Annotated in this window: 11 protein-coding genes and 1 other annotated feature (1 of these 12 running past the window's edge); of the genes, 5 read left to right on the forward strand and 6 right to left on the reverse strand. The window is 58.1% G+C overall.

What is annotated here, in order from left to right:
- Positions 1 to 187 (forward strand) — a binding site (T-box leader) (it extends 20 nt beyond the left edge of the window).
- A gap of 92 nt (positions 188 to 279) precedes the next feature.
- Both ACTQ3R_RS11345 and ACTQ3R_RS11350 read left to right on the forward strand, forming a co-directional pair.
- A complete protein-coding gene (locus ACTQ3R_RS11345; protein WP_441779309.1) occupies positions 280 to 1,701 on the forward strand; it encodes a glycine--tRNA ligase in 1,422 nt (473 codons plus the stop codon).
- Positions 1,702 to 1,865: 164 nt separating this feature from the next.
- Positions 1,866 to 3,731, forward strand: coding sequence for an LTA synthase family protein (locus tag ACTQ3R_RS11350; protein ID WP_441779308.1), 1,866 nt, complete (start codon positions 1,866 to 1,868; stop codon positions 3,729 to 3,731).
- Between the two features lie 49 nt (positions 3,732 to 3,780).
- Here the strand turns inward: ACTQ3R_RS11350 and ACTQ3R_RS11355 are convergent, their stop codons facing one another.
- Both ACTQ3R_RS11355 and ACTQ3R_RS11360 read right to left on the reverse strand, forming a co-directional pair.
- Positions 3,781 to 5,307 (reverse strand): peptidoglycan DD-metalloendopeptidase family protein, encoded by a 1,527-nt coding sequence (locus tag ACTQ3R_RS11355; RefSeq protein WP_441779307.1) that lies wholly within the window; start codon positions 5,305 to 5,307, stop codon positions 3,781 to 3,783.
- A gap of 226 nt (positions 5,308 to 5,533) precedes the next feature.
- Positions 5,534 to 5,821: a hypothetical protein gene (locus ACTQ3R_RS11360; RefSeq protein WP_441779306.1), complete on the reverse strand. Its 288-nt coding sequence runs from the start codon at positions 5,819 to 5,821 to the stop codon at positions 5,534 to 5,536.
- Positions 5,822 to 6,133: 312 nt separating this feature from the next.
- On the opposite strand from ACTQ3R_RS11360, the gene typA reads away from it, so the two are divergent.
- A complete protein-coding gene (gene typA, locus ACTQ3R_RS11365) occupies positions 6,134 to 7,963 on the forward strand; it encodes a translational GTPase TypA (protein ID WP_441779305.1) in 1,830 nt (609 codons plus the stop codon).
- Positions 7,964 to 8,182: 219 nt separating this feature from the next.
- Entirely contained in the window at positions 8,183 to 9,631 is a 1,449-nt protein-coding gene (locus tag ACTQ3R_RS11370) for a nicotinate phosphoribosyltransferase (RefSeq protein WP_441779304.1), read from the forward strand.
- A gap of 91 nt (positions 9,632 to 9,722) precedes the next feature.
- Here the strand turns inward: ACTQ3R_RS11370 and secG are convergent, their stop codons facing one another.
- The 3 genes from secG to mnmG form a co-directional block, all read right to left on the reverse strand.
- Positions 9,723 to 9,959 carry a preprotein translocase subunit SecG gene (gene secG / locus ACTQ3R_RS11375; RefSeq protein ID WP_441779303.1) on the reverse strand — a complete coding sequence of 79 codons (237 nt, stop codon included), beginning with the start codon at positions 9,957 to 9,959 and terminating at the stop codon, positions 9,723 to 9,725.
- Positions 9,960 to 10,139: 180 nt separating this feature from the next.
- Positions 10,140 to 11,054, reverse strand: coding sequence for an MBL fold metallo-hydrolase (locus tag ACTQ3R_RS11380; protein ID WP_441779302.1), 915 nt, complete (start codon positions 11,052 to 11,054; stop codon positions 10,140 to 10,142).
- Positions 11,035 to 12,942 (reverse strand): tRNA uridine-5-carboxymethylaminomethyl(34) synthesis enzyme MnmG, encoded by a 1,908-nt coding sequence (gene mnmG / locus ACTQ3R_RS11385; protein ID WP_441779301.1) that lies wholly within the window; start codon positions 12,940 to 12,942, stop codon positions 11,035 to 11,037. Before mnmG ends, ACTQ3R_RS11380 begins: the two co-directional genes overlap by 20 nt.
- Positions 12,943 to 13,086: 144 nt before the next feature.
- On the opposite strand from mnmG, the gene ACTQ3R_RS11390 reads away from it, so the two are divergent.
- Positions 13,087 to 13,530 carry a nucleoside deaminase gene (locus ACTQ3R_RS11390; RefSeq protein ID WP_441779300.1) on the forward strand — a complete coding sequence of 148 codons (444 nt, stop codon included), beginning with the start codon at positions 13,087 to 13,089 and terminating at the stop codon, positions 13,528 to 13,530.
- A gap of 297 nt (positions 13,531 to 13,827) precedes the next feature.
- On the opposite strand, the gene ACTQ3R_RS11395 is transcribed toward ACTQ3R_RS11390, so the two are convergent.
- Positions 13,828 to 14,048: hypothetical protein (locus ACTQ3R_RS11395; protein ID WP_441779299.1), on the reverse strand; the 221-nt coding region annotated here is incomplete at its 5' end.

Genomic DNA, 14,048 nt, shown 5'->3' on the forward strand with positions numbered 1-14,048 from the left:
CAGTACCCTGCGGCCGGGTTTTAGAGAGAGGATGGCTGGTGAAAATCCTCCGAAGGCGCGGCGGGAAGGCCTCCTGGAGCGCGGGCAGGAAATGGCCCGCCGGTCCCCGCCGTTACCGGGAACGAAGTGCGTGTCAGCCAGACACGAATTCAGGTGGAACCACGGACAGTTTTTGTTCGCCCTGAGCCGATTCAAAACGGCTCAGGGCGTTTTTGTTTGCCAGAAGGTGCATTGAAATTGCCTTGAGCCAAGGATGCTTGACAGAAAGGAAGTTATCACATGAAAAACACCGAAAAGACCATGGAAAAGATCGTAAACCTCTGTAAGGGCCGGGGCTTTATCTTCTCCGGCAGCGAGATCTACGGCGGCCTGGCCAACACCTGGGACTACGGCCCTCTGGGTGTGGAGCTGAAGAACAACGTGAAGAAGGCCTGGTGGAAGAAGTTCGTCCAGGAGAACCCCTATAACGTGGGTCTGGACGCCGCCATCCTGATGAACCCCCAGGTGTGGGTGGCCTCCGGCCACGTGGGCGGTTTCTCCGATCCTCTGATGGATTGTAAAGAGTGTAAGGAGCGCTTCCGCGCCGACAAGGTCATCGAGGACTGGTGCCAGGAAAATAGCTTCGACCTGGGCCACAGCGTGGATGCCATGAGCCAGGCCCAGATGAAGGAGTTTGTGGAGGAGCACAACATCTGCTGTCCCTCCTGCGGCAAACACAACTGGACCGACATCCGCCAGTTCAACCTGATGTTCAAGACCTTCCAGGGCGTCACCGAGGATGCGAAGAACACCGTATACCTCCGGCCTGAGACCGCCCAGGGCATCTTTGTCAACTTCCAGAACGTCCAGCGCACCACCCGCCGCAAGCTGCCCTTCGGTGTGTGCCAGGTGGGCAAGTCCTTCCGCAACGAGATCACTCCGGGCAACTTCACCTTCCGCACCCGTGAGTTTGAGCAGATGGAGCTGGAGTTCTTCTGCAAGCCCGGCACTGAGCTGGAGTGGTTTGCCTACTGGAAGCAGTTCTGCCACCAGTGGCTGCTGGACCTGGGCATGAAGGACGAGAACCTGCGTCTGCGGGACCACGATCCTGAGGAGCTCTCCCACTACTCCAACGCCACCACCGACTTTGAGTTCGTCTTCCCCTTCGGCTGGGGCGAGCTGTGGGGTGTTGCATCCCGCACCAACTTTGACCTGAACGCCCACCAGACCACCTCCGGCAAGGACATGACCTACTTTGACCAGGAGAGCAATGAGCACTATATCCCCTATGTGGTGGAGCCCTCCCTGGGTGCTGACCGTGTGACCCTGGCCTTCCTGGTGGACGCCTATGACGAGGAGGTCGTGGACGCGGAGAAGAACGATGTCCGCACCGTCCTGCGCCTCCACCCCGCCCTGGCCCCCTTCAAGTGCGCCGTGCTGCCCCTCAGCAAGAAGCTGGGTGACAAGGCCCGTGAGATCCAGGCGGAGCTCTCCAAGTACTTTATGGTGGACTATGACGACGCCGGTTCCATCGGCAAGCGTTACCGCCGTCAGGACGAGGTGGGCACTCCCTACTGCATCACCGTGGACTTCCAGACCGTGGGCAGCGAGACCGAGGAGGCCGACCACGCTGTCACCATCCGTAACCGTGACACCATGGAGCAGGTGCGGGTTCCCATCAGCGAGCTGAAGGCTTGGCTGGAGGAGAAGCTGGCCTACTAAGAGCAAACCCAATAACGGCTGAATTTGGCTGGAGCGCTTCCCAAAAGGAGGGCGCTCCGGCCTCTTTTTCCTCTTTTTGCTTGCAAATCAGAAGAAAAAGCGCTAAAATATACAAATATTCTTTGGGCACTGATGAACATCCCACAGGGATCGGAGGAGCTTTTATGAAAACACTGCTGCAAATCATGCGCCTGCCTTCCGGCACACAGGAGCGATATGGCCGGGCCCACCAGATTTGGATGGCCCTGGCCCTGACGGGGCTGGGGTGCTGCATTGGGTTATTGTCCCTGCTGTGTTCCGCTATGGCGGTGGAGACGCTGGTGAGCAAGGATCTGCTTTTATCCTATCTCACCGATCCGCTTATTTTGTTTCTCAACCTCTGGCCCCCGGTGCTGCTGGTCTGGCTCTTTTATTTTCTGTTCCGCCGGGCCTGGGTGGGCTTTTTAGGGGGATTTCTCCCCATCATGGGTGTGGCCCTGGTCAATTACTTTAAAATCCAGCTCCGGGCCGACCCCTTCCTGGCGGTAGACCTGAGCCTTGCCTCAGAAGCGGCGGGAATTGTGGGAAATTATGAGCTGGAACTCAATTGGCTTATCTGGCTGGTGGTGGCCGCCCTTGTGGGGGGACTGATCTTTTCCATTGTCCTCATGCCCCAGGGAATCAAGGGCTGGCCCATACGGATGCTGGGGGCGGTTTCGGCCGCAGCGCTGCTGTGCGTCAGCTTTGTGAGCATCTATCTCAACGACTACTATTACGAAAAGACCGGCGGGGCTATGCCCTGGGATGAGGCCCAGGACTATGTGACAAAGGGTGGGATCTACCCCTTCCTCCACTCCTTCCGGGAGCTGATTTTTGTGGCGCCGGAGGACTACGACGAGCCTACTGCCGCCCAGCTTCTGGGACAGTATAAAGACGCGGATATCCCCGAGGAGCAAAAGGTGTCGGTCATGGGAATCATGCTGGAGGCCTTCTGCGACCTGACGGACTTTGAGGTGCTGGCCCAGCAGGACAGCGTGATGGAGGTCTATGCCCCCTGGCACCAGCTGGCGGAGCAATCTGTGTCCGGGCGGCTGCTTACCAATATTTTCGCCGGAGGAACGGTGGACACCGAGTGGGCCTTTCTCACCGGCTATTCCAGCCACAGTGATTTTATTCAGAATACGGATTCCTATGTGTGGTATCTGGACGGCCAGGGCTATCAGACCTTCGGCAGCCACCCAGGCTTCGGCTGGTTTTATGACCGGCAGACCATCAACCAGCTTCTGGGTTTTCAGGAGTACTGGTTCACGGAAAACCACTATGGGGAGCTGGTAGACCCGGTGGCCGCCCAGTGGAATTCCGACCATATTCTCATGGAGGAGCTGTTAAAACAGCTCCAGGAGCGCATCCAGGACGGCCCCTGCTTCTCCTTCTCCGTCTCCTACCAGAATCACGGCCCCTATGAGTGGAAATATACCTCCGGGGACAGCTATCTTACCCCTGAGACCACTGGATTCAGTGACTCCACCTGCAACATCTGGAACAACTACCTCATGCGTGTGTCGGATACCCTGTCGGCCATTACCGATCTGGTGGATGGCCTGGAGGCAATGGAGGAGCCGGTGGTGCTGGTCCTCTTTGGGGACCACAAGCCCTGGGGCGGAAATGGAAATACCGGCTACACCGAGCTGGGCTGTACCTTTGATCTTACCACGGTCCAGGGTTTTTACGACTACTTCGCTACCCCCTATCTCATCTGGGCCAATTCCGCGGCCAAGGAAGTGCTGGGCAGCGACTTTACCGGAGACGGCGGCGATTTCTCCCCCTGCTTCCTGATGGAAGAGGTCTTTACCCAGTGCGGCTGGGAGGGGCCGGGCTTTATGCAGCTGGCACGGGAGATGCGGGCACTGACTCCCCTGGTCCATGAGCAGGGGATCTACTGGAAAGACGGCGCCCCCTGCTATGAGCTGACCGAGGAAGAGCAGAAGATCGTAACCATGTATCAAAATGTGGAGTATTACCGGGAACACACGGTGGAGCCGGAGATTTGAGAAAAAAGAGGAATAAAAAAGGATGGGCCTTTGCCCATCCTTTTTTTCATTATCGCAAATAGTTCAGGGGGTTTACCGCGGTGCCCCGCACCCGGACCTCAAAGTGGCAGTGCACGCCGGTGCTGTTGCCGGTGCTGCCTGCTTTGGCAATGGCCTGGCCCTGATAGACCTTGTCACCGGCCGAGACCAGCAGGGAGGAATTGTGGGCGTAATAGGTCTGGACCCCGTTGTCGTGGGTGATGATGACCAGGTAGCCGTAAGAGCCCTTCCAGCCGGCAAAGGTAACGGTGCCGCCGTCGGCGGCCTTAATCTTCTCTCCATAGGTGGCGTGGATATCCAGGCCGGAGTGGTAATCGTAGTAGCCATAGAGATAGCGGCCGCCAAAGTAGGAGTTGATGCGGCGGCTGGAGGTGGGCCAGCTGTAGGTGCCGGTAGAGGCCGTCTTGGGCTTTTCCTTGGTACCCACGGCCTTGACGGTGGTGGTGGGCTCCCGCAGGGTGGTGGAGCTGATGATGGTCCGTTCCTGCTCGTAGCCGTTCACATAGACCACATCGGCTTCGATCTGGGCTTCGCCCTCCTCCCCCTGGGTAATGATCTTGCTGTCGCCCTTATACATGGAGCTGTCCTCCACGGTTTCCACCGGGCATTCAATGGCCTGGGTGTAAACCTCGTGGTCCAGGGTCTGGACCGAGAGGGTGGGGATTTGTTCCTTTACGTTCAGCACGTCCCCGATCATCAGGCGGTTGATGTCGATGCCGGGGTTCAGGGCCTTTAAATCGCTGACGGACATGTCGTTGGCATAGGCGATGGCGTTGAAGGTATCGCCCTTTTCCACCGTATAGGTGGTTTCGCCGGTGGAGTTGGCCTCCAGGGCCTGGCGCATCTCGTCGGTGGTCATCAGGTCCTCCACAGCATAGACGTTACGCACCTGCAGGTTTTCTACAAACTCCGTTTTTACGGTATTTTCTGTGGTGTACTGGTCCTTCAGATCATCCAGCATGTTGGACAGGGAGTTTTCATCCTTCACCGCGCCGATGGCGCGGCCGTCCACCACCACTTCATAGGCCCGCAGTTCATCGCTTACCTCGTTGAGCTGTTCATAGAAATAATTGCGGATGGTCTGCTCGTCGTTGAGATCGCTTTTTAAGGTAAGGCCAAATTCATAATCCACCTGGGCTTCCACCTGGTAATCATAGCCCAGCAGCTGGGAGCCCTGGTTTTCCACGGTGGCGATGGCGTGGTCCACAATGCTCTGATCGGCCACCACGCCCACCTGCTCCCCATCCACCACCACGGCATAGCTGGTGGAATAGAGGGTGGTCAGGGTAAGGGCAGAGCCTAAGGCAGCCGAGACCAAAATAAATGTAATGGGGCCTACGGCCCGGTTGCCCGCCGCCGCCCCGTGAAAGAGGTGGGTCCAGCGGCGAATGTGGATGCGGGACCACTCCCGGCCTACCTTGTAGTAGAGCATAAGCTTTTTCTTCCGGGGGGACTGGTCAATTCGCTCCCAAAGGGAGGTAAATGTTTCATTTAGTTTGGCGGCAAGTTCCTGAAGCCGCGCCTGAAGCTGTTCCATCTGGGGTTACCTCGCTTCTGTCAAAGAAAAAATGACAAAGTTGCAATAAGAGTTACAAAACGGTAACAATACTATACACAAATTTATTTTTGCCGTCAACCCCTTTGCCCAAAAAGCGTGGAAAAAATTGTACAAAAAAAGAATGCCGGGAGGTTTTCCCGGCATTCTTTTAACAAATCTTGTCCAGACTATAACGAATTACGAAACGGAAGAAGGGGAGCCGGACTTAAAAGAGGTTCAGTGCAAAGGAGAGGGTCATGACGATCACACCCAGACTGGCACAGGCGTCCAGCACCCAGGCGGCCCATTCCCGGCGCCGGCCGCGCTTTTTTCCGGTGGAGGGCAAAAGGGTGAGCTGGGGCTTTTGCACCGGAGCCGGCTGACTGTGGTGCTCCAGTTTGGGGGCCAGGCTCCCCTCCTGGGTCAGGGCGAGCTTACGGCGGAACTCAGACAAATCCACCAGGTTGCCCTCATGGCGAATGAAATTGGAAGTGGCGTAGTAGACCGTTTTCATGCGAGATCCCTCCGTTTCGTTTTGACCAAATTTTATGGGAAAGATAGTCCGAAAAAACGGACTATTCTGACATCTTACAACAAAATTCGTGCCTCTGGCTATAAAATACAACAAACGTTCCATAATGTCAAGAGAAATTCGAACATTTTTTCCATTCTTGAAATCCATGGAACAGGTCCTTCTATGGGAAACAGACGAAAAAGAGGCAAAAAGGTTCCTGGTTCATAATTTTTTTCTTCTCCTGGTTGCGTTTTGGAGAAAATAGAGGTATAATAGCCAATCGTTGAGAAATCCAAGAGAGGTGCAGCTTCCATGCGGAATGAAAAACTGAGAAACGTAGCAATTATTGCCCACGTCGACCATGGCAAGACCACCCTGGTAGACGAGCTGCTCAAGCAGTCGGGCGTATACCGAGAGAACCAGACCGTGGTGGACCGGGTCATGGACTCCAACGACCTGGAGCGGGAGCGCGGCATCACCATTACGGCCAAAAATACCGCTGTACAGTACGGCGATATTAAGATCAACATTGTGGACACTCCGGGCCACGCCGACTTCGGCGGCGAGGTGGAGCGCATTTTGAAGATGGTCAATGGCGTCATCCTGCTGGTGGACGCCGCCGAGGGCCCCATGCCCCAGACCCGCTTTGTGCTGAGCAAGGCCCTGGAGCTGGGCCACCGGGTCATCGTGGTGGTCAACAAGATCGACCGCCCCGACCAGCGGGTGTACGAGGTCATTGACGAGGTGCTGGAGCTGCTGATGGACCTGGATGCCACCGACGAGCAGCTGGACTCCCCCATGCTCTTCTGCTCCGGCCGCCAGGGTACCGCTTCTGTCCAGCCTGACGTGGCCGGCAGCGACCTGAAGCCCCTGTTTGACGCTATTGTGGAGTATATCCCCGCCCCCGAGGTGGACCTGGAGGCCCCCTTCCAGATGCTAGTCTCCTCCATCGACTACAACGAGTTTGTGGGCCGGATCGCCATCGGCCGCATTGAGCGGGGCGTCATTAAGCAGAACCAGGAGATCGCTGTGTGCAACTACCACGATCCCGATGCCCCCGCTAAGAAGGCCAAGGCGGCCACCCTCTATGAGTTTGACGGCCTGGCCAAGGTCCCCGTGCAGCAGGCGGAGGCGGGCAACATCATCGCCATGAGCGGCATGGGCGAGATCACCATCGGCGATACCATCTGCGCCCCCGAGTGCATCGAGCCCATCGAGTTTGTAAAGATCTCCGCCCCCACTATTGAGATGACCTTCTCCGTCAACGACTCCCCCTTTGCCGGCCGGGAGGGCAAGTTTGTCACCAGCCGCCAGCTGCGGGAGCGCCTGTTCCGGGAGACCATGAAGGACGTGTCCCTCCGGGTCACCGAGGTGGAGGGTTCCACCGATTCCTTCAATGTGGCCGGCCGGGGCGAGATGTCCCTGTCCATCCTCATCGAGACCATGCGCCGGGAAGGCTATGAGCTTCAGGTCTCTCCCCCCCGTGTGCTCTACCAGGAGATCGACGGCGTGAAGTGCGAGCCTGTGGAGCGCCTGGTGGTGGATGTCCCCGCCGACTGTGTAGGCGCGGTGATGGAGAAGATCGGCTCCCGCAAGGGCGACCTGCTGGAGATGAATCCCGTGGGCGACCGGATGAAGGTAGAGTTCCTGGTCCCCTCCCGCGGCCTGTTCGGCTACCGGAATGAGTTTTTGACCGACACCAAGGGCGAGGGCATCATGGCCTCCGTCTTTGACAGCTACCAGCCCCTGAAGGGCGAGATCAGCCGCCGTTCCACCGGCTCCCTGGTGGCCTTCGAGACCGGCGAAGCTGTGACCTACGGCCTTTACAATGCCCAGGAGCGCGGCAGCCTGTTCATTGGTCCGGGCACGCCTGTCTACGCCGGCATGGTGGTGGGCGTTACCCCCAAGAACGAGGACATCTCCGTCAACGTGTGCAAGAAGAAGCAGCTGACCAACATGCGGGCCTCCGGCTCTGATGAGGCCCTGCGCCTGGTGACTCCCCGGACCCTGTCTCTGGAGCAGTGCCTGGAGTTCCTGGCAGATGATGAGCTGCTGGAGTGCACCCCTGAGAACCTGCGTCTGCGCAAGCGGATCCTGGACCACGGCGAACGGATGCGCGAGGCTTCCAAGAAGAAACAGTAAGAAAAACGCCCCGTATTTTATGCTGATAAAATACGGGGCGTTTGATCATTTCAGGCGGTCTGGCCGAAAGGGAAAGCCGGAACACTTCCACCCTCCCCCCAGCGGGAAAGGGGGGCTGCAGGGGATTTTTATGCTTTTCCTTGCCTTTTCTTTTGGCAAAGGGTATAATAAATAGAAATCGGGTGTCTTGTCACCCCCCCTTGAAGGAGGCTTTCCGCGATGAAAGCGAAGACCAATCTTACCATGCTCTGCGACTTTTATGAGCTGACCATGGCCAACGGCTATTTCCAGACCGGCCTGAAAGACCGCATCTGCTACTTTGATGTATTTTACCGCTCCGTCCCCGATAAGGGCGGCTTTTCCATCGCCGCCGGCCTTGCCCAGGTGGTGGAATACATTCAGGACCTGTGCTTTGATGAGGAGGATCTGGAGTACCTGCGGGGCAAGGGCTGCTTTAACGAGGCGTTTTTGGACTTCCTGAAACACTTTAAATTTACCGGCGACATCTGGGCGGTGCCCGAGGGGACTCCGGTCTTCCCCAACGAGCCCATTCTCACCGTCCGGGCCCCCGCCATTCAGGCCCAGTTTGTGGAGACCTTTGTGCTGCTCACCCTGAACCATCAGAGCCTTATTGCCACCAAATCCAACCGGATCGTCCGGGCGGCGGAGGGGCGGCCTGTGGCGGAGTTCGGTTCCCGCCGGGCCCAGGGTTCGGACGGAGCCCTGCTGGGTGCACGGGCCAGCTACATTGCCGGCTGCGCCGCCACCGCCTGCACCATGGCCGATCAGCGGTACGGCTCTCCCGCTACCGGGACCATGGCTCACTCCTGGGTGCAGATGTTCCCCGATGAGTATACCGCCTTTAAAACCTACTGCCAGCTGTATCCCAACAATGCCACCTTGTTGGTGGACACCTACAACGTGCTGAAATCCGGTGTGCCCAACGCCATCCGGGCCTTCCAGGAGGTCCTTCTCCCCCAGGGGATCACCAAGTGCGGCATCCGGCTGGACTCGGGCGATCTGACCTATCTGTCTCAAAAGGCCCGGCAGATGCTGGACGATGCCGGTCTGACCGACTGCAAGATCGTGGTGTCCAACGCCCTGGATGAGTATATCATCCGGGATCTGGTGCGCCAGGGGGCGCGGATCGACTCCTTCGGCGTGGGCGAGCGGCTCATCACCTCCCGCAGTGAGCCGGTGTTCGGCGGAGTGTATAAGCTGGCCGCCATTGAAGATGACCAGGGGAACATCATTCCCAAGATCAAGATCAGCGAAAATCCCGCCAAGATCACCACCCCCCACTTCAAGAAGGTGTACCGCATCTTCTCCAAGGACACCGGAAAGGCGGAGGCAGACCTCATCTGCCTCCACGATGAGGAGTTTGACTTTGACGCGCCTCTGGAGCTCTTTGACCCCGATGCCACCTGGAAGCGGAAGACCTTTACCAACATTGAAGCACGGGAACTGATGGTGCCCATTTTCCAGAAGGGCGAGCTGGTCTATCAGGTCCCCGACCTGCAGGCCAGCCGGGCCTACTGCCAACGGCAGGTGGATTCCCTGTGGGATGAGGTCAAGCGCTTTGAAAATCCCCACAACTACTATGTGGACCTGAGCCAGAAGCTGTGGGACATCAAGCAGAGTCTGCTCAACCGCCACGATATGAAATAACCAAGGAACGTGCCCCGGCCAATGGCCGGGGCACATGATTTGGAAGAATAAAAAACAGCCCGGTCTTTTGACCGGGCTGTTTGAACGTTTATCAGATGATGCACAGGATCAGGGTCAGCAGGATCCAGACGATGGCCACCCACTTGGTCATCTTAGCCAGCTTGGCATCCACGCTCTTGGCCTTGTTCTTGGACAGGAAGGTATCGGCGCCGCCGGCAATGGCTCCGGACAGGCCGGCGCTCTTGCCGGACTGGAGCATGACCACAGCGATGACAGCCAGCCCACACAGGACCTGGACGATGGTAAGGATCAGATTCAGCGTTTCCATTTGTTCTCGTTCCTTTCAAGGCCCCTGGGGGGCAAGTATTTCACAAAATTGACCGGAAATGCCCGGAAGTACAGAAGATTGTACCACAAATGTGGATAGATTGCAAGACTTTCCCGAAATTTTCCCCGAAACCGGGAAAAACTACCACAAGTTGTGGACAAATTTCCGGTGTCCACACCATCAGGTGGAAGGTTCTTCCCCTTCTGCCGGGCGGCGGTAATAGACGATGCCGTTTTGGCAGATGGTCTCCAGCAGTCCCCGGTCGGTGAGGTACTCCACAAAGAAGCGGATGTTGCGCTCAAAGCGCAGGGCCCGCCGGGGCTTTTTGGTAAAAAGCTCGTCCTGGATGCACACAGCCTCATTGATCTGGCTGGCGGACATGGGCCGGTGGATAAGGGAGAGAATTTCCTCCGCCCGGCGGCGCAGGAGGGCCTGGTTTTCGTCCACAAGCTCCTCCAGCTCCTCCTGGGAACAGGTTCCCCGGTGGGCCATGATATACTGCGCACAGGAAAGGCCCCGGAGCTTTTCCCGGCTGTCTGCAGCGGCCTGATGACTGAGGTTATAGGGCAGTTTTGCTTTCAGCATTTCGTGGCTGAGCAGGGCATCGGCGGTGTAGCACACATGGTCCGGGGTGATGGTACAGATGTGCCCGGCGGAGTGGCCGGGGGTGTGGAGGATCTGAAAGTCTGCTCCGCAGAAGGAAAAGGTCCCGTCCTCTGGGGGGATGATCACATCGGGAGTGTGGACCATGCAGGAGGATTCCCGAGCGACCATATCCGGGGGCAGCGTGAGAAAGTAACATTTCAGGGTCAAAATGTTGGCACACATGGCGGCTTCCGGGGCAGTGAGGGCAATCTTTGTGCCGTATTTCTGCTGAAAATACCCACTGTTTCCACAGTGGTCCACATGGGCGTGGGAGCAGAGAACGCCCACCGGGCGAAGGCCCTGGGACAAAAGGGCCTGCTCCAGCTCCTCCCGTTCCTCCAACAGTCCGGTATCCAGCAGGATGCACCGGCTCTCGTCCAGTTTATAGAAGGGGATGAGCTCCATGGCCTCCGCCACCCAGGTGTTTCCCTTAATTTGCCTCAGTTCCATGAGCGCTACCTCCTCTCTCCTCCCCCTGCTTCAAATAGACCATCAGGACCGCCACATCTGCGGGGGACACGCCGGACACCCGGCTGGCCTGGCCCAGGTTCCGGGGCCGGATGGCAGAGAGCTTCTGCCGGGCCTCCAGGCGAAGGCCGGAGATGGACAGATAGTCCAGGTCTGGGGGCAGGGGCCGCTCCTCCAGGCGCTTGACCTCCTCTACCTGGCGCAGCTGGCGGTCGATGTAGCCGGCGTACTTGATGGTGATCTCCGCCTCGCTGACGACCTTGGGGGGAAGCTGGGGCCGCTGAGGGTCAAAGGGGGTGAGGTCGGCATAGGTGAGCCGGGGGCGGCGGAGCAGGTCGCTGAGCCGGGCCCCGTCCTTCACCGGGGGTTCGCCCCGGTCCTCCAGCAGCTTGTTAAGCTCGGGAGAGGGGGGTGTGCCCGTGCGCTCCAGGCGCTGTACCTCTTTGTCCACCATGCGGTACTTTTCCAGCACCGCTTCATATTGTGTCCGGGAAATCAGGCCCAATTCATAGCCCAGGGGGGTGAGCCGCCGGTCGGCGTTGTCCTGGCGGTGCAGGAGCCGGTACTCCGTGCGGGAGGTCATCATCCGGTAGGGCTCATTGGTGCCCTTGGTCACCAGGTCGTCAATGAGCACGCCGATGTACCCCTGGTCCCGGCGCAGGATAAAGGGGGGCTTACCCAAAATCTTCAGGGCTGCGTTGACCCCGGCCACGAACCCCTGGACGGCGGCCTCCTCATAGCCGGAGGAGCCGTTGAACTGTCCCGCCCCGTAGAGGCCGGGGACGGACTTGACTTCCAGGGTGGCCTCCAGCTGGGTGGGGTCCACGCAGTCATATTCGATGGCGTAGGCGCACCGGGTCATTTCCGCCTGCTCCAGGCCGGGGATGGTGTGGAGCATCTGGATCTGTACCTCCTCGGGCAGCGAGGAGGAAAAACCCTGGATGTACAGCTCCTCGGTGTCCAGGCCCATAGGCTCGATAAACAGCTGGTGGCGCTCCTTGTCCGGGAAGCGGTCCACCTTGGTCTCAATGGAGGGGCAGTACCGGGGGCCTACTCCCTCAATGGTGCCGTCAAACAGAGGGGAGCGGTGCATATTGGCCCGGATGATGTCATGGGTGTGCTGGTTGGTGTAGGTGAGGTAGCATACCGCCTGATTTTTGGGGGGTGTCTCGGTCTGGAAGGAGAAGGCCTGGCCGTCCTCGTCCCCCACCTGGAGCTCCATTTTGGAGAAATCCACCGACCGGGCGTTGACCCGTGGGGGTGTTCCCGTTTTAAACCGGCGGATGGATAAGCCCAGCTTCAGAAGGCTCTGGGTCAGGGGCAGGGCGGCAGACAGGCCGTCCGGTCCGGAGTCCCGGACCACCTCCCCCACCACGATGCGGCCGCCCAGGTAGGTGCCGGTGGCCACCACGGCGGCCTTTACGGCGTAGGTGGCCCCCGTGTGGGTGACCACCCCGGACACGGCTCCATTCTCCGTGAGGATCTCCACCACCTCTGCCTGCTTCACCCACAGGTTTTCCTGCTTTTCCAGGGTGTGCTTCATAATTTTCTGATATTCCCGGCGGTCGGCCTGGGCCCGGAGGGACCAGACGGCAGGGCCCTTGCTCCGGTTCAGAAGGCGGTACTGAATGCAGGCCTTGTCCGCGGCACGGGCCATCTCACCCCCCAGGGCGTCCAGCTCCCGGACCAGGTGGCCCTTCCCGGTGCCGCCAATGGCGGGGTTGCAGGGCATGTTGCCCACCGCGTCCAGATTGACGGTGAAGCACAGGGTTTTAAGGCCCATCCGGGCAGCGGCCAGAGCAGCCTCGATGCCTGCGTGTCCCGCCCCGATGACGGCAATATCAAATGTTCCGGCAAAATAGGTAGTCATAGGCGAAAATCCTCTGTCTCTAAATTCGCTGGCTATTGTATCACGATTTTGCGCCCAGTACAAGTAAGCTCCCGCTTTCCGGTTGCGAAAAACGGCGGGATGGGGTACACTGGAGAAAACAGCAAAAAAGGCGGGAGAAGGGAAATGGACCACGAATACTATATGGGAAAGGCTCTGGAGCTGGCCCAGGAGGCCCAGGCGGACGGGGACGTGCCGGTGGGCTGTGTCATTGTCCGGGACGGAGAGATCATCGGCCGGGGCCGGAACCGCCGGGAGGCCAATGGAGATGCCACCGCCCACGCGGAGCTGGATGCCATCCGGGACGCCTGCCAGCGGACGGGAAGCTGGCGGCTGCACGGCTGCACCCTCTATGTGACCCTGGAGCCCTGCCCCATGTGCGCCGGGGGGATCATCAACGCCCGTGTGGAAGAGGTGCGCTATGGAGCCAAAGATGAAAAGGCCGGGTGCTGCGGGTCGGTCCTGAACCTCTTTGAGGAGCGCTTCAACCACCATCCCAGGATCTATCAGGGGCCGCTGACCGGGCCGTGCGAGGAGATTCTCCAGCGCTTTTTTGAAACTCTGCGCTGAGGAAAAGATTTAATTCTTTTGTAACATTTGCAGAGAACTTTTTTAATGATTCTTGGATATACTCATACTCGCAAGGCAAGAACATCTTTTCATTCTATCCTCCAATTTCTTGAAAGGCTGATGGGTCGCTCCATCAGCCTTTCCTCCATTGTGGGGGAAGATGTGGAAAACTTTTTGCTGCGAAGGTTGGTTTTTCGGAAATTTTGGAATGTATTTAATTCTTTTGTAACAACTGGGGATGGAATTGTTAATAACTTTCCCGTATCATAACATCTGCAAGAGACAGTTCGTTTCATTTTAATCCTCTTTTTCAACGGGAACCCCGGCGCCTTGGAGCAGGCGCCGGGATTTTCGTTTTTGGAGCAAGGTCATGTGTTCCAAAGCAGAAAAAGCGCCCCGGCTTTCGCCCAATGTCAGTAAGTTAAGCTGACAAATCCTCCTACCCTCAGAAATGAGAGGGTAGGAGGATTTTTTTCGTAATAATTCAAAACAGGGCTTGACAAAAGCATCATTTCGTG

The organism is Lawsonibacter sp. LCP25S3_E2, from assembly GCF_052117285.1.
Lineage (GTDB): Bacteria > Bacillota > Clostridia > Oscillospirales > Oscillospiraceae > Lawsonibacter.